This window comes from Asticcacaulis sp. SL142, assembly GCF_026625745.1.
In the GTDB taxonomy this organism is placed as follows: Bacteria; Pseudomonadota; Alphaproteobacteria; order Caulobacterales; family Caulobacteraceae; genus Asticcacaulis.
The window spans coordinates 277,881-294,428 of sequence record NZ_CP113061.1; the positions used below are offsets into that span (position 1 = coordinate 277,881).

The window sequence follows — 16,548 nt, forward strand, 5'->3', positions numbered from 1 at the left end:
AACAGGCACAATCCCGCCCCGGCCATAAGTTTTTTTTAGCCTAGAATCCGTGTATTGACCGCCGATGCGACCGCGCCTAATTCCGCGTTGGTTTTGCTTTCTTTGATCAGTTCAGCGATCAGTTGTTCGATATTGGTTTTGATGGCGCCTTCGTTAGCCAGTTGCAGGCGCTTAACCCCCATTAAGGCATCGCTCATCTTGGCGGTGTAGGGGGTTACGATCTCTTTTGACCAGACGGTCTTGCCTGATGCCGCGTCCGTCAGCGTATATTGTACCTTGGCGGTCACGGTCATATCGATGCCCATGAAAGGTTGTTTGAGTTCAACCAGTTGTGCAGACAGATTAAAGCGGGCCGTATCCGTGGCCAGCATGGTGTTGGCGGACAGGGACTGACGCAGTGCCTCGGCAAAGTCGGCATTTGAAACATTGGAAACCCACAAAGGGTTGGTGTCCTTGCCGCCGATCACAGTCGCCTGGGCGATGGCGTTTTTAAGAACGGACTCCTGCTCAATCAGAGTCGATGGCGTGACCGCCACGGCCATTGCACCCGGTTTTGAGGCACTGGCGCACCCCGTCAATGCCAGCCCAGCCAGCGCCAAAACGATAAATTTTTTCATGATAGCCCCCATTATTGGTGGCCATGTAGTCTCACCAAATATGGGTTGAGTCAATCGATTTTGCAGCTTGTTTGCCACGGATTTTGTAGTATTGGTGGGCAGTTATATGTGGGGGAAATCAATGAGATTGATGATTGTCTTAAGTGCGGCTGTGGTATTATCCGGCTGTGGCGGACGGGTCGCCGTACCTGTGCAGGTCTTTAAGGATGTCGATGCGCAGCTTACGTGCGACCACTTGCAGGCTGAATACAATAACAATATCCGGCGCGTCGGTGAGCTTACCGGCGAATCGTCGGACAAGGTACGTGACAACATCGGGTTATTGTTAGTGTCACCCTTGTTTCTTGATCTGTCGGGAACACAGAAAACCGAGGTCACAGCGCTGCACGAACGCAATAAGCGCCTTCAGGGGCTGTCCGCTCAAAAACAATGCGCGCCCATCACCTGATCGGCAAGGATTTAAGCGACGGTCAAGGCTGAATTGAGCAGGCTTTTGAACAGGGTCGCGCCATCGTCCTGAGCCCAGTTCAGCTTCAAACGCGCGGTCAGGGTGGGGCATCATGCCCAAAACATTGCCGCGTGTGTTCATCAGACCGGCGATGTCGTTGGCCGAACCGTTCGGGTTTTCGACATAGCGGAAAACGACCTGACCATTGCCCTCAATCGCATTCAGTGTGTCGGCATCGGCGACGAAATTGCCGTCGGCATTGCCTTGGGTCATCCACACGCTCTGGCCGGGGGGGTAGCCTTGGGTGAAGGCGGTGTTGTGGTTTTCGACCTTAAGCTCGATCGGCTTGCAGATATATTTCAGGGTGTTGTTGCGCATCAGGGCACCGGGCAGAAGGCCCGATTCACACAGGATCTGAAAGCCGTTGCAGATGCCGATGACATTGACGCCGCGCTCAGCCGCCTTGACGACTTCGGCCATTACCGGCGACAGCGACGCCATAGCCCCGCAACGCAGATAGTCGCCATAGGAAAAACCACCCGGAACCACGATCAGATCAAGGCCAGAGGGTAGGGCCGTGTCTTGATGCCAGACCATGTCGACATGGCCGCCAGTTGAGCGCTCAACCGCCACCTTGCAGTCGCGGTCGCAGTTGGAGCCGGGGAATACGAGTACGGCGGCCTTAAACGACATATTACGCAACCTCGATGGTGTAGGATTCGATCACGGTATTGGCCAAAAGCTTATCGCACATGTCCTTGACCTGAGCCTTGGCCTCATCGGCGGTGGTGGCCGCAACATCAAACTCCAACACCTTGCCGACGCGGACGTGGGACACATTCGCCCAGCCCTGAACCGTCGACAGGCCATTGAGGGCACCCTCAACGGCCTTGCCCTGAACGTCCAGAACGCCGGGTTTCAGGAATACGTGAACTTTAGCTTTCATTGTTTTCACTTCTATCAATCTAAAGCGAAAATTTTCGCAGGGCCGCCCCTAGAAAATTTTCTCAATATGAACCGCGAGAAAGTACACTGAGGCGCAGCCGAAGGACTTTCTCGCGAAGTCTCAAGCTATGCCGCCTTCGATCACCTTGGGCATATCGCCCATGATGCCGAGGCGTTTGGCGACTTCGGTGTAGCTTTCGATGACATTGCCCATGTCGCGGCGGAAGCGGTCTTTGTCCAGCTTGTCGCCGGTGGTCGAATCCCACAGGCGGCAGCTATCGGGGCTGATTTCGTCGGCCAGAATAACGCGCGAGAACTCACCTTCAAACAGGCGGCCATATTCGATCTTGAAATCGACCAGCGTAATGCCAACCGCGGCGAACATCCCCGACAGGAAATCGTTGACGCGCAGGGTCATGGCCAGGATCTCATCGATTTCCTGAGTGTTTGCCCAGTTGAAAGCCGTGACATGTTCTTCGGTGACCATCGGGTCTTCGAGGGCGTCGTTCTTATAGTAGAATTCGATGATCGAGCGCGGCAGTTGCTGGCCTTCCGGCAAACCAAAGCGCTTGGCCATAGAACCCGCGACCACATTGCGGCACACGACCTCAAGCGGGATGATCTCGACTTCGCGGATCAGTTGCTCACGCAGGTTGAGGCGTTTGATGAAGTGGTTCTGAACGCCGATGTTGTTCAGCTTGGTCATCACAAATTCGGAGATGCGGTTATTAATGACACCCTTACCGTCCAGAACCGCCTTTTTCTGGGCGTTAAAGGCGGTGGCGTCATCCTTGAAATACTGCACCAGCGTGCCGGGCTCAGGGCCCTCATAAAGGATCTTGGCCTTGCCTTCGTAGATTTTCTTACGGCTTTTGGTGGTCATCACCATCTCCAGTCAAACGGGGAAAGCCAGCGGGGCGGCGGCAAAAACACTAAAACCCCGATGATAGCAAACATCAGGGGGCGGAACAGGATTTGCCGTCTGGAACTGCCTTTCGGATACCTTGGGATAAGGCCTATACATCATATCTGATGCGTGTAGTGGCTGCAAATAATCAAAAACTTTTACGATGTAAATGACGGTTTCGATTGCACGCCGGAATAAGCCGCATTAAAGCTTAAAAGCACTATAGAGGTTTTTACCAGATGACTACGTTTGAAGATCGTTCCAAGGGCTTTGAAAACCAGTTCGCCCACAGTGAGGAACTGGAATTTAAGGCTGCTGCCCGCCGCAACCGCATGGTGGGTCTTTGGGCCGGTGAAAAGATGGGCCTGACGGGCCAAATCCTTGAAGACTATGCCAAGGCGGTCGTGCGTGCTGACTTTGAGCAGCCCGGCGAAGAAGATGTGATCCGTAAGGTTTTAGGTGATCTCAAGGCCTCAAACCTGTCGGTCAGCGAATCAGAAGTTCGCACCAGGGTTGCCGAATATCACGCTCAGGCCCGCGAAGCCCTTAAGGGCGAGCAATAACCTAAGATGAGAGGCCCTCAAGGGCGAGCAATAGGCTCAAGTAGTTTCACAACAAAAAAGGCGGTGCTTGCGGGCACCGCCTTTTTTGTTGTTTGCGATTACACACGCCAGTGAATGACATTGAACACAAAGGCCGAAGTCATCAGCAGGCAGGATCAGCGACGCCACCCATGTCCATGAGACGACCTGAAGGATGCGGGCTTCGTGAAAAGCGGCCGGGCGGGCTACATGGGTGAAGTTCAGGAAATACTTGCCGGACGAGCGGCGGCGGCTGGAAGACCGGCGACGGCGCGGGGCGTCTTCGGAAGGCATATGCTCAACCGCGTCGTCTTCGTGCTCGCCCAGGTGATCTATACGGGCGGGCTCTGAGCGACGGGTGCGTGGGATCATATAGTCGCCGTTGGAATCCAGATGCACCGAGTGCTCGTTCAGCACCTTGTACTGGCCTTCATAGGGCATGAAGTCGATATCTCCGAACAGGGGTTTCAGGCGCTGCTCAAAGTGACGAAGCTGGTTTTTGATGGTGCGGGCATATTCGGCGTTGCGCGTATCGATCGCCATGGTGCGGCGCGCATAGTTAAAGCCCATATAGCAAAAGCCGAGCGCGAACGTGAACCAGATGATCCGGTAACCGACATCCGGCACCGAGAACGGATAGGTCGGGGCAATCAGTTGCATGACCGACAAAGCAAAGCCTGCCATCAGACCAAGCTGGAAGGGCATGAAGCGGCGCAGTCGCTCTTGCTTAAGGTTATCATGAAAGACATGAAGGTCGACAAGCTTGCTCCACATCATCAGCGTGGGGGATTGCGGTTCCATCTGTGTAGGCCTTTTTCTGTATTATTCCGGCTCAACTAAAAGGTGAGGGCGGAACCAGAGCAAAAGGCGTGCCGGTTAAAGCGCATCCCAAAAAGTGTGCGCGGTTTTTGGGTAAGATGCGCGGCTAAAAATCCGGACTGATTACTCGAACCTTCCGGATACCGCAAACCGAGGGGCACCGGCAAAGGCGGCCACGCTGTTGACCGAGCGGGGCTGTTCGCCGCTGTAGAGGCTGAGGTCGTTCAGGCGCGGCATGATGCCGCCTTCGATATCGCCGGACGGGGAATGGAACAGGATCTGACCGCCCCAGTCGGAGCGCCAGTCGTGGGTGAAGTTCCAGTCAAAGCTCAAAGCCGCGCCTGAGTCCTGATGCATGGTGAAAAAGTCACCGGGGCGATAGGCGGTGGCGATCAGTGAGCGCAGTTTCAGGCCACTAAGGCCCGTCAGATTTTCGCAAAATGCCGCGAACTCAGCCGACCAGATCAGGCGGGCGAGACCAAGCAGCGGGTGGCCTTCGCCAAGGTTCTCAATCGCCGCTTTTGAGGTCAGATCGTATCCCAGATGCAGATAACTAAGGCCGGTCTGGGCGCGCTCCGCCGCCGCCGACAGGCGATCCTGAATCGCCATGTCGTTCAGTTCCGACAATTCGGTACGCGAAATCACATCTGGCTCACCTTGGGCGGACATCAGGTGCAGTTCCCACGCCGTCTGTTGCTCCAGCGCGTGATGAACTTGCAGGGCGTCTTCGCTGTCGAGACCGCCTTCGAGACGAATACGGCCCTTGGAGGCAAAGCGGCTCTGGTAGCCGGCAAAATCGAAAGCGTCGTTAAGGGCGAGGGACATGGTGTGTCTCATTTCACAGGCGGGTCATTGCGCAGCCAACCCGTGACGCTCAGGCGCGGGTTGCGGGCGTATGGGGCCACGGGGGCAACGGAATGCAGGGTCGGAACTCTGAACAAAGTTAGCGTGTTGAAACGCGGTATAAAGCCGCGTTCGATATCATTTGAGGGCGTATGGAACATAAGCTGACCGCCCCAATCGGGACGCCAGTTGCGGCTGAACCCTAATGTATAGGCCGCCAGCCGCTGTCCCTTATCCCGATCATCATGCAGGGTCAGAAAATCGCCGGGTCGATAAAATGTCGCCTGAGCGTCTATTTTGACGACATCGTCATGCCCGGAAATGTCACGAGCAAAGCTGAGCATTTCGTTGCTGTTCAAAAACTCGGTCAGGCTGTGCAAGGGATGACCGGCGTCACGCCCCTGAACATAGGCATCGATCATCGGATAACACATATAGACATAGGAAAAGCCCGTGCCCGCCCGCGTCGTGGCGTCCCGCATCAGGGCTTCGAGGTCACCGGGGGCAAGGGCGCGCCAGTCGCTTTGTGATAGCAGGCGGGGCTTGCCGCCTTGCTGATGCACAGCCAGGTGCCAGGGCGTGTGTTTTTCAAGGATGTCATAAAGTTGCTCGGCCACATCGGGCACAAACAGGTTATCTGCCTGCACCCAGCCTTGCGTTTGATAAGCCTCCGCCAGGGCTTGACGATCAAGCCCTGGGTTAAGCTGAAAGCGGATCGGAAGCCGGGCCATCAGACCTTATTCGCCAAACACGCGGGCGAAGATCGTATCGACGTGCTTGGTGTGGTAGCCAATATCAAAGAACGGCTCCAATTCTTCGCGGGTGAAGAATTTCGAGACATCCTCGTCTGCCGACAGGAAATCGAGGAAGTTGCCTTCGCCGCGCCAGACCTTCATGGCGTTGCGCTGGACTGCCGAATAGCTATCTTCGCGCGACATGCCCTTTTGGGTCATGGCCAGCATCACCCGCTGCGAGTAGACCAGACCGCCCAGACGATCGATGTTCTTCTGCATATTTTCTGGATAGATCAGCAGGTTATCGACCACATTGGTCAGGCGGCGCAGGGCGAAATCCAGATGCACGCAGGCATCCGGCGCTATGCCGCGCTCAACCGAGGAATGGCTGATGTCGCGCTCATGCCACAGGGCGACGTTTTCCATGGCGGGGACGACGGCGGAGCGCACCAGACGGGCTAAACCTGTGAGATTTTCGGTCAGCACCGGGTTACGCTTATGCGGCATGGCCGATGAGCCCTTTTGGCCGGCCGAGAAAAACTCTTCGACCTCAAGCACTTCGGTGCGTTGCAGGTGGCGGATTTCTGTCGCCAGGCGCTCAACCGAGGACGCAACCACGCCCAAAGCCGCAAAGAAGGCGGCATGGCGGTCGCGCGGGATGACCTGCGTCGACACTGGCTCGATGGCGAGGCCCATCTTATCGGCCACATAGGCTTCGACTTCGGGGGAGACATTGGCGAAGGTACCGACCGCACCCGAAATGGCGCAGGTCGAGATTTCCTCGCGGGCGACCTCAAGGCGCTTTTTGGCACGCACGAACTCAGCGTAGTAACCGGCCAGTTTCAGGCCAAAGGTCACCGGTTCAGCGTGGATGCCGTGCGAGCGGCCCACGGTCGGGGTGAACTTATGCTCCAGCGCGCGCTTTTTGATGGCGGCCAGCAGCAGATCGACATCCTCAATCAGAAGATCGGCGGAACGCTGAAGCTGAACCGCAAAGCAGGTGTCCAGAACGTCCGATGACGTCATGCCCTGATGCAGGAAGCGGGCTTCGGGGCCGACGATTTCAGAGACGTGGGTCAGGAACGCGATAACATCGTGCTTTACGGTGCGCTCGATCTCATCAATACGGTCTGAATCAAATGCGGCGTCCTTGCCCTTGGCCCACAGGGTTTCGGCGGCCTCAACCGGGATCACGCCCAGTTCCGCCATCTTGGTGGCGGCATGGGCCTCAATCTCGAACCAGATTTTGTACTTGGTGGCCGGGTCCCAGATGATGGTGGCGTCTTTGCGGGCGTAACGGGGGATCATGGCGGCATCCGATTTTGGGGGACAGAAAATATGCGGTTCTGTTGGGCGGATGCGGGCCGGGAGTCAAGATTTAAATGTACTTTTTAGGCGGTGTGGGATTTGTTAGGGCTAACTAACGATAACGCTAACATCAGGGAAGATCAGTCATGGCTAAGTGTGTTTTGAAGCCGGTCATCGGTATGGGGTTAGCCCTTATGGTGTCGGCCTGCGCCGGTTTTTACGGCGGCGGCGCGGTGGGCGAGAGTGGAGCGCCGATAGCTTTGAATCAGACGGGATTTCTGCCGTCCTCACCGAAAATGGCTATTGTGTCCGCTACGGATACCAAGCCTGTGCCGTGGCAGGTAAAAGACGCTAACGGCAAGGTTGTCGCGCGCGGTCAGAGCCAGTATTTCGGCATGAATGAAGGCTCTGGCCGTCTGGTGCATCAGATCGATTTTTCCGAACTGAAAACGGTCGGTAAAGATTATGTGCTGGTCTTGAATCAAACCGGCAGTTCGCCCTTCGATATCGGTTCAGATGTCTATGACCGCTTGCGTTACGATGCGCTGGCCTTCTTTTATCATCAGCGCGCCAGCGTGCCGATTGAGGTCAAATATGTCGGTGAACGCTGGGCGCGGCCCGTGGCCCATAATCCCGATACCGCCACCTGCTACGGCCCCAAGGATTTTCGCGGCAATGACTGGGGCGGATGCCCCTATACGCTTGATGTCTCCAAGGGCTGGTACGACGCGGGCGATCAGGGCAAATATGTCGTCAATGGTGGGATCGCCGTCTGGACGCTGATGAACTGGTACGAGTTCTCGAAAGGGGCTGCCGATTACGCCGATGGCAAGGTCGCCATTCCCGAAAATGCCAATGGCATCAATGATCTTTTGGACGAAGTTCGCTTTGAAATGGACTTCATGATGGCCATGCAGGTGCCGGACGGCACGACCCTGAAACTGCCGCGCGGCAATCAGATGAAGTCGGTGGATAAACTACAATTCAGCACAGTTGATGCGTCGGGCATGGCCCACCATAAGATGCACGATGAGCACTGGACCGCCGTGCCCATGCCGCCCCATCTGGACACAGAAAAGCGCTATCTGAGCTATCCGACAACCACGGCGACGCTTAATCTGGCGGCCTCAGCGGCGCAATGTGCGCGTCTGTTCAAAGGTGTCGATGATGCCTATGCCGCCAAATGTCTGACGGCGGCCAGGCGCGCCTTTGCGGCGGCGCAAAGACTGCCGGATGTGCTGGCGATCGACGTGCTGCAAGGCGGGGGCGGCGGCTATGGCGACCCGAAAGCGACCGATGAATTCTACTGGGCCGCCGCCGAACTGTTCATCACGACGGGAGAGGCGGAGTTTGAAACCTTCGTGCGCGCCTCACCCGACTATCTGTCCTCGCCCTCCGGTGATGCCCAAGGGGGCGGCGATATCTCCTGGGGCTCGGTACAGGCGCTCGGCACCTTGTCCTTAAGCATTGCGCCCAACATCCCTGCCGATATGCGTGACGGGGCGCGTCAGGCGATCATCAAAACCGCCGACGCCTACGCCGCCCAGACGGCGGGCGAGGGCTATATGATCCCGATGACCCGACCCTATGTGTGGGGATCGAATGCCGATTTCGCCAATCGTGGCATGATTTTAAGCTATGCCCACAGCTTCACGCAAAATCAGAAGTATTTCGATCAATCCGTTCATTTGATGGACTATTTGTTGGGGCGTAATCCCAATATGATCTCCTACGTGTCTGGCTATGGCTTAAACGCGATGCAGCATCCGCATCACCGGTTTTGGGCGCCATCAAAGGACAAAACCCTGCCGCCACCGCCGCCGGGCGTGTTGGCCGGTGGGCCGCAAAACCGCAATCCGGCTGATCCGGCGCTGAAAGAAATCTTTGCCAACTGCAAGCCGCAGACCTGCTACATCGACCATATCGACAGCTATTCAACCAACGAAGTGGCGATTAACTGGAACGCGCCTCTGTTCTGGCTTTCGGCTTATATTGGAAAACAGGCTGAATAATATCGTTAATTTACCCGTCTGCGGGAGATTAATGTTGGTTAAATTTGTGTTAATATTCTAAACTGTGCCGTGTTATTCGTGGTAGGATAAGCCGCGGGCGAGGCGTTACGGTTTAGGAGATTAAGCATGCGCGGTTTGAAAATTTCGGTGGCGGTCGCCGCCGTTCTGGCCCTGTCTGTCCCGTCGATGCCTGCCTTTGCCGGTGGCGATGATGCGCCGCCGGCCCAAGCGACTAATAAGACCCGTCCCGTCGTCAAAAAGGTTGAAAAACAGGCCAAGAAGCCGGTGCGTGCGGCGGATGTGACTGAAAATGTCAAGGTCACGTCCGGCCCTATGCCGCCCGCTCCGGCACCTGAGCCGGCCAAGGTACGTGCTGAGCTAAAAGAACCGTGCCCCGAAGGCACCGAGGAGCACCATGCCTTGCCGGCCGATGTGCGCAAGATGGCGCGCGCCGGTCAGTGCTATACCCGCCTGATCAAGCCGCCAGTGACCGAGACCTATCAGGCCAAGGTTGAGGCGACGCCTGAGCGCTATGAGACGCGCACCATACCAGCGGTCACGCGCTGGGTCGAAAAAGAAACCGTTATCAAACCTGAGCGGGTCGAGCGCGTGCGCATCGCCGCGGTTACCCGTCAGGTGCGCGACACCGAAGTGGTCGAAGCGGCCCACTACCGTGAAGAGGTCATCCCCGCCCGCTATGAGTACCGCAAGGAGCGGGTCATGGTGCGTGAAGCGCGCGAAGAATGGGTGCTGCAAAAATCCATAGCCCCGCAGGTGGCGGTGGTCTCCGCCGGGGATTACCGCCCGGTGGCTTATCGTCAGGATGGTAAGCTTACCTGGCCCGGAAAAGAATCTGGTTATTCTCAGGCGACCCGCAGCCATGACGGTCACCACAATGATGGCCGTAAATACCGCACGGATGCCCGCACGCAGGATGTCTATTGCCTGGAACTGATCCCGGCGGAATATGATATCGTCGAGCGCAAGGTCGAGATCGAGCCAGAACGTATCCGTAAAATCAAGATCCCGGCGGTGACGCGTGAGGTTCCCCGCACTGAGATCGTTGAACCTGAACGGTTTGAGGAGCGCGTCATTCCGGCGGTTTATGGCAAGACCAAGGTCAAAGAAGTAGTCGAAGACGCCCGTACGGAAAAGATTGTCATCCCCGCGACCTATAAGATGGTGACCAAAACCCGCACGGTCAAAGATGCTGAACCGGTCTGGTCCGAGGTCTTATGTGAACGCAATGCCACCCCGGCGAAGGTGCGTGAAATCCAGACGGCGCTAAAAAAGCGCGGCTATGATCCGGGCGCCATTGACGGGGTGCTGGGCACCAAGACCGTGACCGCCATGCAGAAATTCCAGGCTGATCAGGGGCTGGCGCAGGGGCAGATTTCGGTCGATGCGGCCAAAGAATTGGGCGTATCGCTGCATTAAATCCGGTGACGTGGTAACCTGAATCCGGCGACGGGCGTATACACTTACAGAAGTCAGTGTATGTATTACGTGAGTGCAGGAGGTTACCGTGTTTATCAAACGCATCCGTCCCGGTAATGGCGACATCAGCGAAAATGACGTCACGCCCAAAGACGTCTATGATCAGCGCCGCCAGATTATGAAACTGGGTTTGGGCTTTGGTGTAACGGCTGCGGTTGCCGGTTGCGATATGATGGACGGCACGGATGCTGAGGCAGCACAAGTCAAGGGCAAGCTGGCCTATAGGCCGGGGCCATTTTCGACAGCCGAGAAAAAGACTGAATATGATGCGGTCACCGGCTACAATAATTTCTATGAGTTTGGCACCGATAAGCTCGATCCAGCCAAATATGCCGCCAGTTTAAACACCCGGCCGTGGACGGTAAAGGTCGGCGGGCTTTGCGGTAAGCCGCAAACGATTGCCATTGAAACCCTGCTGAAAAATGCCCTCGAAGAACGCATCTACCGCCTGCGCTGTGTCGAAGGCTGGTCGATGGTTATACCCTGGGTAGGGTTTCCGCTGGCTAACCTGATCAAGTTGGCTGAACCGACCTCAAAAGCTAAATATGTCGCTTTTCAAACGGCTAATAAACCCAAAGAAATGCGCGGTTTGCGCTCAAATGTTCTCGACTGGCCTTATGTGGAGGGTTTGCGCATGGACGAAGCCCTTAACCCGCTGGCATTTCTGGCGGTGGGGCTGTACGGCGATCTTTTACCCAATCAGAACGGCGCGCCGATCCGACTGGTCGTGCCGTGGAAATACGGTTTTAAGTCGATCAAGTCGATCACCGATATCACCTTCACCGAACGTCAGCCGCCGACTTCGTGGCAGAGGTACGGCGCCAATGAATACGGCTTTTATTCCAATGTTAACCCGAATGTCGATCATCCGCGCTGGTCGCAGGCCACTGAGCGTCGCATCGGTGAGTTCCGCCGCCGTGATACCCTGATGTTCAACGGCTATGGCGATCAGGTGGCGGGCATGTACCGCAATATGGACTTGAAGAAGTTTTTCTAAGTCATGGTAAAATCAAATAAAAAAGGCTTTACCTTAGATATCGTGTTTATCTGTTTGCTGTGCCTATTGCCTTTGTTCTGGCTGATTTGGCGCGGCTATAACGGTGATCTGGGCGTCAATCCGATCGAGACGATTATCCGTCAGCTTGGGGTGTGGGGACTACGGCTGTTGATCGTGGGCTTGGCCATTACGCCAGTGGTGCGTATTTTTAAGCAGCCGCGCCTGATCCGCTGGCGCAGGCCTATCGGGTTGTTTGCGTTTGCCTATATTTTGCTCCACCTGACCAGCTATATCGGCATCGATCAGTATTTCGACTGGGACGCGATCTGGAAAGATATTGTCAAACGACCTTACATCACCTTTGGCATGATCGGGTTTGTGCTGCTGATCCCGCTGGCGGTCACCTCGTTCAATGCGGCCATCAAGGCCATAGGCGGACGGGTGTGGCGTAACCTGCATAAGCTGATTTATATCATCGTGCCGCTGGGGGTTTTGCATTATTTTCTGCTGGCCAAGGCCGATAAAACCATGCCGCTGATTTATGGCGCGATCCTGATGGTTCTGTTGGGATGGCGGCTGTTTGAGGCGGCAAAGCGACGCCGTTAATACGCCTGCTCAAGCGGAGTTTATCCCTCAGCGCTTGCAAATGCTGGCTTGGACGGTAAAAGTTTGAAAACTATTGCAATGCAAACTCACCGCCAAACACACGATTACGGAATTTGTCTTTGGGAAGTCTGATCGCCGCCTTGATGATGAGTGCTACGACGGCCAGCGCCGAAATGCCGGTGCGTACCGTCAATTTTGCCGATGCGGCCTTTGTCGAACTGGATTCCAAGGCCTGTGAGCCCAGCGGTGATGAGCGCGTCCTGTCGCGCGATCTGGCCATTGCCCAGCTTTTGTCGCGCTATCCGGTGACGCTGGATGTGAGCTTTATGGGGCCGCAGTCGGTGCCGCTGGGGGAACGGATTGCCACGACCATCTGTGACGGCACGGCCTGCCAGCCCGCCGAAGCGTCCCCATCTCAGGTATCTTTGGCGCAACTTCGCAATGCCGCCGCCCGGATGCTGAGCGTGCGCGAGGGACGGGGGCTTAAGCTGGAGTGGAAGGCCAACTGGCCGGAGCCCGAAGGCGATATTGCCCGCATCGCCGCCTTTTATGACCCCAATAATCCGGGCTATGTCCTGACCTGCACGGCCCCGCCGGCGCCGGTTGTGGCTGAGGTCACGCCGCCGGTGGTCACGGAAAAGACCCTGCCGGCCATTCAGGAAAAGCGTAGCTTCCTGTCACGGTTCAGAATTGCATCTAACGTCAGTCAGACTGAAAAAGATAAATATTCTCAGCGCGATCCGGCCAGAATCTCATATTACAAAAGCGCTTCGGATAAGTCAGCGATCGTTAACATCAGGGCCGCCATAGCTGCGCCCGATATCGTGCAATGGGGTGATGACACCGATTCGACCAAAACCTCAGGCAATATCCGCCCGTTCGTGGCCTATGAGCGGGTCACGCACTGGAACCAGTATAGCGAAGTCAATAACCTTGATTTTGGTATCCGCAGCCGGTTCCGCTTTGCTGATGATGAAGCCGAACATGCCTATATCGGCAATCTGACGGCGGCCTGGCAGACGGATGATGAGTTTAAGTCGGCTCTGACGCGCTTTGAGGCCTCGCTCAAGCCGCCGGTGCAGTATTGGCTATATGGCGACGCAGACCCCAAGCGCGAATACTGTGTGTGGTGCCAGAACGCCAACATGACCATTGTGGCGGACTATGTCGGCATTGATGATCCGGGCGAGAAGGTGACGCTGAACAACGTCAAGCAATATGGCCGTCTGGGCTATGATATGGAATGGGGGGTGCGCCTCAAGCGTCCAGCCGGTTTGCCGACCTTTGGTATGAATGTGCAGTACAGTGCGCGTGAGGATGTTACCTCAAACCGCGCCAGTGCCGACCGGCTGGGGGCGCGGGCCATGTATTATCCGACTGACACCAGCCATTTCGCGTTTGGCCTTGAGTATGATCGCGGCAAGGATCTGACCTCGCTGGTTGAACTGGATCGCTGGATGATCACCTGGGGCTACCGGCAATGATCGTGAAAAAGTCCTTCGCTGTGCTCAGTGTACTTTTTCACGGTTCAATATCGACAAATTCAGGCTTAAGGCGGCTTCGCGCCTGAATTTGAGTTTTTGCAAAGTTTAGATTGAGCCGATCTGCTTCATACTGGCGACGCCTTCGCGGCCCAGCCCTCAAAAAGCGTAGCGTTAGGGCAACTAAAATGTGTGGGCCGCGTTAGATAGACCCAATCTGCTTCATACTGGCAACGCCTTCGCGGCCCACAATCAGGTGGTCGTGGACGGTGATCTTGAGCGGTTTTCCGGCGGCGATGATCGCCTTGGTCATGTCGATATCGCCCTGCGACGGCATGGGGTCGCCACTTGGGTGATTGTGGACTAAGACCACATTACTGGCCGACAATTCCAGCGCCCGCCGCATGACTTCGCGGGGGTAAGCCGGGGCGTGATCGACCGTGCCATGGCCCATAATTTCATCGGCAATAAGCTGGTTTTTCTTATCGAGGAATATAATACGAAACTGCTCGCGCGGCTCATAGGCCAGCGTCACCCGCAAATAAGCGATCAGTTGCGACCAGGATGACAAAACCGTCGTGCGTTTCAGCGGTTCGGCCAACAGCCTGCGCGTCGCTTCAAACATCAGTTGCAGATCAAGCGCAATTTCCGGTGTGATCTTGAGCACCCGACCGGCATTATCAAGCGATGACACCTGAAGCATATCTTCAATCGGTGCGGACAAAGCCGCAGGCAGGCTGCCAAAACGGGCAATCAGCGCCTTGGCCAGCGGTTTAACATCGCGTTGGGGGATCGAGCGGAACAGGAACAGTTCCAGAAGTTCATAGTCGGGCAGGGTGGACACCCCGGCCTTACGCGCCCGATCACGCAAGCGATTACGATGGCCGCCATGCTCAGGGCGGAATGGTCCCGCCGCCAAATCAAAGTCCTCAGCGTCTGCCATTATTCACGCGCCGTATTTACAAGTTTCAATAAAGCTTCTGAAAGGGCCAGGGCATCATCTTCAGAGAGTTCAACGGGGTCTTTGCGAAGGCTATCCATCCTCACATGAATGCCACCATCTAACCAAACTGAAATCTCACCATCTGCTGTGGTAAACACTTCAGATATCATCATGCCCCCCAAAAGATGAGATCTTACAAAACCGGCAAGGGGCGGAACTGATCGGTGCGTGAGGCGGTGAAGATTTCGACGCCATCTTTGGTCACACCGACGCTGTGCTCACACTGCGCGGTCAGGGACTTATCGCGGGTCACGGCGGTCCAGCCGTCGTTCAGAACCTTCACGTCCGGTTTGCCGAGGTTGATCATCGGCTCAACGGTAAAGAACATGCCTTCTTCAAGCTTAGGGCCGGTGCCGGCCTTGCCGAAGTGCAGAACATTCGGAGTGTCGTGGAAAATCTGACCGACACCGTGGCCGCAGAAATCGCGCACGACCGAGCAGCGCTGCGCTTCCGCATATTTTTGAATGGCCGCGGCGATGTCGCCAAAGGTGTTGCCGGGCTTGATCTGTTCAAGCCCCAGACGCAGGGATTCGTAAGTTATATCGACCAGACGCTTAGCCTTGGCATTGACCTGACCGACCTCATACATGCGCGAGGTATCGCCGTGCCAGCCGTCAATAATCGCCGTCACGTCAATATTGACGATATCGCCGTCACGCAGGGTCTTTTCACCGGGAATGCCGTGACAGACGATGTGGTTCGGCGAAATGCAGACGGTATGATAATAGCCGCGATAATAGAGACAGGCGGGTAGGCCGTCGTGATCGAAAATGAACTGCCGAGCCAGATCATCCAGATAGGAGGTCTTCACCCCCGGCACGACATAGGGGATCAGCATGTCAAGGCAATCGGCGGCCAGCCGTCCGGCTTTGCGCATGCCTTCGAAATCGTCCGCCGTATGGATGCGGATCGACTGTGAGCGGACGAGGTAATCTGAATCTGTGGTCATGCAGCCAATATAGACGTGAGGCTAAAGGATTTCCAGCGTTCGCTTAAAACTGAGGCCTTTTTCATCAAACCCGAAACTCAAAGCCACGATCTCAACGCCTGCGTTGCGGGCGGCGCCGTAGGCGGCGGCGAATTTCGGATCAAGATCAGCGCAAACGTCAAAGCGCTCCACATCGTCACGCTGCACGCAAAAGACGACGACCGCGCGGTATCCGGCGGCGACCATGTTGATTAACTCATAAAGATGTTTGGCGCCGCGTTCCGTCACGCAGTCAGGAAATTCAGCCAGCCCCGGCGTGCGTGACAGGTGGACGTTTTTCACCTCGACATAGGCATCAACATGCACCGGATGATCCTCAAGTTTAAGGTCGATGCGCGAATTATGACCATATCTGACTTCGGGTCGAATAACGGGATAGCCGCTCAAAGACGGAATAAGGCCCGCGACAATCGCTTCCTTTATCAACAGGTTGGGCCAGCCGGTATTGACGCCCACCCATTGATCACCCTCTTTCATGGCCTCTAGCCGATATCTTAGCTTGGCCTTCGGGTTTTTTGATTCGGTGATCAGGGCCGGGGTATCCTCGACCAAAAGCCCCAACATCCGGCCCGGATTAGGGCAATGGGCGGTGATGATCCCACCGGATTCCAGCCTTATGTCGGTAAAGAAGCGTTTGTATCTTGACACCAATCGCCCTTTTATGAGCCCATCCACGCGATGTTCAAAAGGGGTGATGTGTATGTGGCCCGATGACATGATCGACACGTATTTCCTATATGGCTTATGTGTCCATAAGGAGCC

At 56.0% G+C, this 16,548-nt stretch carries 18 protein-coding genes and 1 pseudogene; 7 read left to right on the top strand and 12 right to left on the bottom strand.

Translation table 11 applies throughout. The features are described 5' to 3' along the window. Window positions 1-35: 35 nt before the first annotated feature. Complete coding sequence (locus OVA03_RS01205; RefSeq protein ID WP_267526412.1) at window positions 36-617, bottom strand: hypothetical protein; 582 nt, start codon at window positions 615-617, stop codon at window positions 36-38. Between the two features lie 121 nt (window positions 618-738). Between OVA03_RS01205 and OVA03_RS01210 the strand changes: the two genes are divergently transcribed. After that, complete coding sequence (locus tag OVA03_RS01210) at window positions 739-1,065, top strand: hypothetical protein (protein ID WP_267526413.1); 327 nt, start codon at window positions 739-741, stop codon at window positions 1,063-1,065. Between the two features lie 11 nt (window positions 1,066-1,076). On the opposite strand, the pseudogene purQ reads toward OVA03_RS01210, so the two are convergent. The 3 genes and pseudogenes from purQ to purC all read right to left on the bottom strand — a co-directional run bounded on the left by purQ (window position 1,077) and on the right by purC (window position 2,893). Beyond that, window positions 1,077-1,758: pseudogene (purQ, locus tag OVA03_RS01215) on the bottom strand (phosphoribosylformylglycinamidine synthase subunit PurQ). A gap of 1 nt (window position 1,759) precedes the next feature. Further along, window positions 1,760-2,011 carry a phosphoribosylformylglycinamidine synthase subunit PurS gene (gene purS, locus OVA03_RS01220; protein WP_267526414.1) on the bottom strand — a complete coding sequence of 84 codons (252 nt, stop codon included), beginning with the start codon at window positions 2,009-2,011 and terminating at the stop codon, window positions 1,760-1,762. 120 nt (window positions 2,012-2,131) lie between these two features. Next, window positions 2,132-2,893: a phosphoribosylaminoimidazolesuccinocarboxamide synthase gene (gene purC / locus OVA03_RS01225; RefSeq protein ID WP_267526415.1), complete on the bottom strand. Its 762-nt coding sequence runs from the start codon at window positions 2,891-2,893 to the stop codon at window positions 2,132-2,134. 263 nt (window positions 2,894-3,156) lie between these two features. Between purC and OVA03_RS01230 the strand changes: the two genes are divergently transcribed. Then, window positions 3,157-3,480, top strand: coding sequence for a DUF1476 domain-containing protein (locus tag OVA03_RS01230; protein WP_189488399.1), 324 nt, complete (start codon window positions 3,157-3,159; stop codon window positions 3,478-3,480). A 36-nt stretch (window positions 3,481-3,516) separates the two neighbouring features. Here OVA03_RS01230 and OVA03_RS01235 read toward each other — a convergent pair whose 3' ends face one another. The 4 genes from OVA03_RS01235 to purB all read right to left on the bottom strand — a co-directional run bounded on the left by OVA03_RS01235 (window position 3,517) and on the right by purB (window position 7,202). Further along, the gene (locus OVA03_RS01235; RefSeq protein WP_267526416.1) at window positions 3,517-4,299 is read right to left on the bottom strand and encodes a hypothetical protein; all 783 of its coding nucleotides are present in this window, start codon (window positions 4,297-4,299) and stop codon (window positions 3,517-3,519) included. Window positions 4,300-4,440: 141 nt separating this feature from the next. Further along, window positions 4,441-5,142: a 2OG-Fe(II) oxygenase family protein gene (locus tag OVA03_RS01240; RefSeq protein WP_267526417.1), complete on the bottom strand. Its 702-nt coding sequence runs from the start codon at window positions 5,140-5,142 to the stop codon at window positions 4,441-4,443. A gap of 8 nt (window positions 5,143-5,150) precedes the next feature. Beyond that, window positions 5,151-5,891, bottom strand: coding sequence for a 2OG-Fe(II) oxygenase (locus OVA03_RS01245; RefSeq protein ID WP_267526418.1), 741 nt, complete (start codon window positions 5,889-5,891; stop codon window positions 5,151-5,153). Window positions 5,892-5,897: 6 nt separating this feature from the next. Further along, window positions 5,898-7,202: an adenylosuccinate lyase gene (gene purB / locus OVA03_RS01250; protein WP_267526419.1), complete on the bottom strand. Its 1,305-nt coding sequence runs from the start codon at window positions 7,200-7,202 to the stop codon at window positions 5,898-5,900. Window positions 7,203-7,348: 146 nt separating this feature from the next. Between purB and OVA03_RS01255 the strand changes: the two genes are divergently transcribed. From OVA03_RS01255 to OVA03_RS01275, 5 genes are all read left to right on the top strand, one after another. Further along, entirely contained in the window at window positions 7,349-9,214 is a 1,866-nt protein-coding gene (locus tag OVA03_RS01255) for a glycoside hydrolase family 9 protein (RefSeq protein WP_267526420.1), read from the top strand. Between the two features lie 126 nt (window positions 9,215-9,340). Then, on the top strand, window positions 9,341-10,651 hold the full coding sequence (locus OVA03_RS01260; RefSeq protein WP_267526421.1) for a peptidoglycan-binding domain-containing protein: 1,311 nt from the start codon (window positions 9,341-9,343) through the stop codon (window positions 10,649-10,651). Between the two features lie 88 nt (window positions 10,652-10,739). Then, complete coding sequence (gene msrP / locus OVA03_RS01265) at window positions 10,740-11,708, top strand: protein-methionine-sulfoxide reductase catalytic subunit MsrP (protein WP_267526422.1); 969 nt, start codon at window positions 10,740-10,742, stop codon at window positions 11,706-11,708. 3 nt (window positions 11,709-11,711) lie between these two features. Further along, on the top strand, window positions 11,712-12,314 hold the full coding sequence (locus tag OVA03_RS01270) for a sulfite oxidase heme-binding subunit YedZ (protein WP_267526423.1): 603 nt from the start codon (window positions 11,712-11,714) through the stop codon (window positions 12,312-12,314). Window positions 12,315-12,433: 119 nt separating this feature from the next. Then, window positions 12,434-13,798 carry a hypothetical protein gene (locus tag OVA03_RS01275; protein WP_267526424.1) on the top strand — a complete coding sequence of 455 codons (1,365 nt, stop codon included), beginning with the start codon at window positions 12,434-12,436 and terminating at the stop codon, window positions 13,796-13,798. A gap of 199 nt (window positions 13,799-13,997) precedes the next feature. Here the strand turns inward: OVA03_RS01275 and radC are convergent, their stop codons facing one another. From radC to sfsA, 4 genes are read right to left on the bottom strand one after another with little or no spacing between them, the layout of a single operon-like run. After that, entirely contained in the window at window positions 13,998-14,738 is a 741-nt protein-coding gene (gene radC, locus OVA03_RS01280) for a RadC family protein (protein ID WP_267526425.1), read from the bottom strand. Next, window positions 14,738-14,911 carry a hypothetical protein gene (locus OVA03_RS01285; protein ID WP_267526426.1) on the bottom strand — a complete coding sequence of 58 codons (174 nt, stop codon included), beginning with the start codon at window positions 14,909-14,911 and terminating at the stop codon, window positions 14,738-14,740. Before OVA03_RS01285 ends, radC begins: the two co-directional genes overlap by 1 nt. Before the next feature lie 20 nt (window positions 14,912-14,931). Beyond that, window positions 14,932-15,747 (bottom strand): type I methionyl aminopeptidase, encoded by an 816-nt coding sequence (gene map, locus OVA03_RS01290; protein WP_267526427.1) that lies wholly within the window; start codon window positions 15,745-15,747, stop codon window positions 14,932-14,934. A gap of 21 nt (window positions 15,748-15,768) precedes the next feature. Next, window positions 15,769-16,503 carry a DNA/RNA nuclease SfsA gene (sfsA, locus tag OVA03_RS01295; protein WP_267526428.1) on the bottom strand — a complete coding sequence of 245 codons (735 nt, stop codon included), beginning with the start codon at window positions 16,501-16,503 and terminating at the stop codon, window positions 15,769-15,771. Window positions 16,504-16,548 lie beyond the last annotated feature (45 nt).

Coding starts and splice junctions, on each gene's coding strand:
- OVA03_RS01235 (WP_267526416.1), bottom strand. CDS start 4,299: ATGGAACCGCAATCCCCCACGCTGATGATGTGGAGCAAGCTTGTCGAC.
- OVA03_RS01205 (WP_267526412.1), bottom strand. CDS start 617: ATGAAAAAATTTATCGTTTTGGCGCTGGCTGGGCTGGCATTGACGGGG.
- purC (WP_267526415.1), bottom strand. CDS start 2,893: ATGACCACCAAAAGCCGTAAGAAAATCTACGAAGGCAAGGCCAAGATC.
- OVA03_RS01255 (WP_267526420.1), top strand. CDS start 7,349: ATGGCTAAGTGTGTTTTGAAGCCGGTCATCGGTATGGGGTTAGCCCTT.
- OVA03_RS01210 (WP_267526413.1), top strand. CDS start 739: ATGAGATTGATGATTGTCTTAAGTGCGGCTGTGGTATTATCCGGCTGT.
- OVA03_RS01285 (WP_267526426.1), bottom strand. CDS start 14,911: ATGATGATATCTGAAGTGTTTACCACAGCAGATGGTGAGATTTCAGTT.
- OVA03_RS01270 (WP_267526423.1), top strand. CDS start 11,712: ATGGTAAAATCAAATAAAAAAGGCTTTACCTTAGATATCGTGTTTATC.
- OVA03_RS01245 (WP_267526418.1), bottom strand. CDS start 5,891: ATGGCCCGGCTTCCGATCCGCTTTCAGCTTAACCCAGGGCTTGATCGT.
- purB (WP_267526419.1), bottom strand. CDS start 7,202: ATGATCCCCCGTTACGCCCGCAAAGACGCCACCATCATCTGGGACCCG.
- purS (WP_267526414.1), bottom strand. CDS start 2,011: ATGAAAGCTAAAGTTCACGTATTCCTGAAACCCGGCGTTCTGGACGTT.
- OVA03_RS01230 (WP_189488399.1), top strand. CDS start 3,157: ATGACTACGTTTGAAGATCGTTCCAAGGGCTTTGAAAACCAGTTCGCC.
- OVA03_RS01240 (WP_267526417.1), bottom strand. CDS start 5,142: ATGTCCCTCGCCCTTAACGACGCTTTCGATTTTGCCGGCTACCAGAGC.
- map (WP_267526427.1), bottom strand. CDS start 15,747: ATGACCACAGATTCAGATTACCTCGTCCGCTCACAGTCGATCCGCATC.
- OVA03_RS01260 (WP_267526421.1), top strand. CDS start 9,341: ATGCGCGGTTTGAAAATTTCGGTGGCGGTCGCCGCCGTTCTGGCCCTG.
- radC (WP_267526425.1), bottom strand. CDS start 14,738: ATGGCAGACGCTGAGGACTTTGATTTGGCGGCGGGACCATTCCGCCCT.
- sfsA (WP_267526428.1), bottom strand. CDS start 16,503: ATGTCATCGGGCCACATACACATCACCCCTTTTGAACATCGCGTGGAT.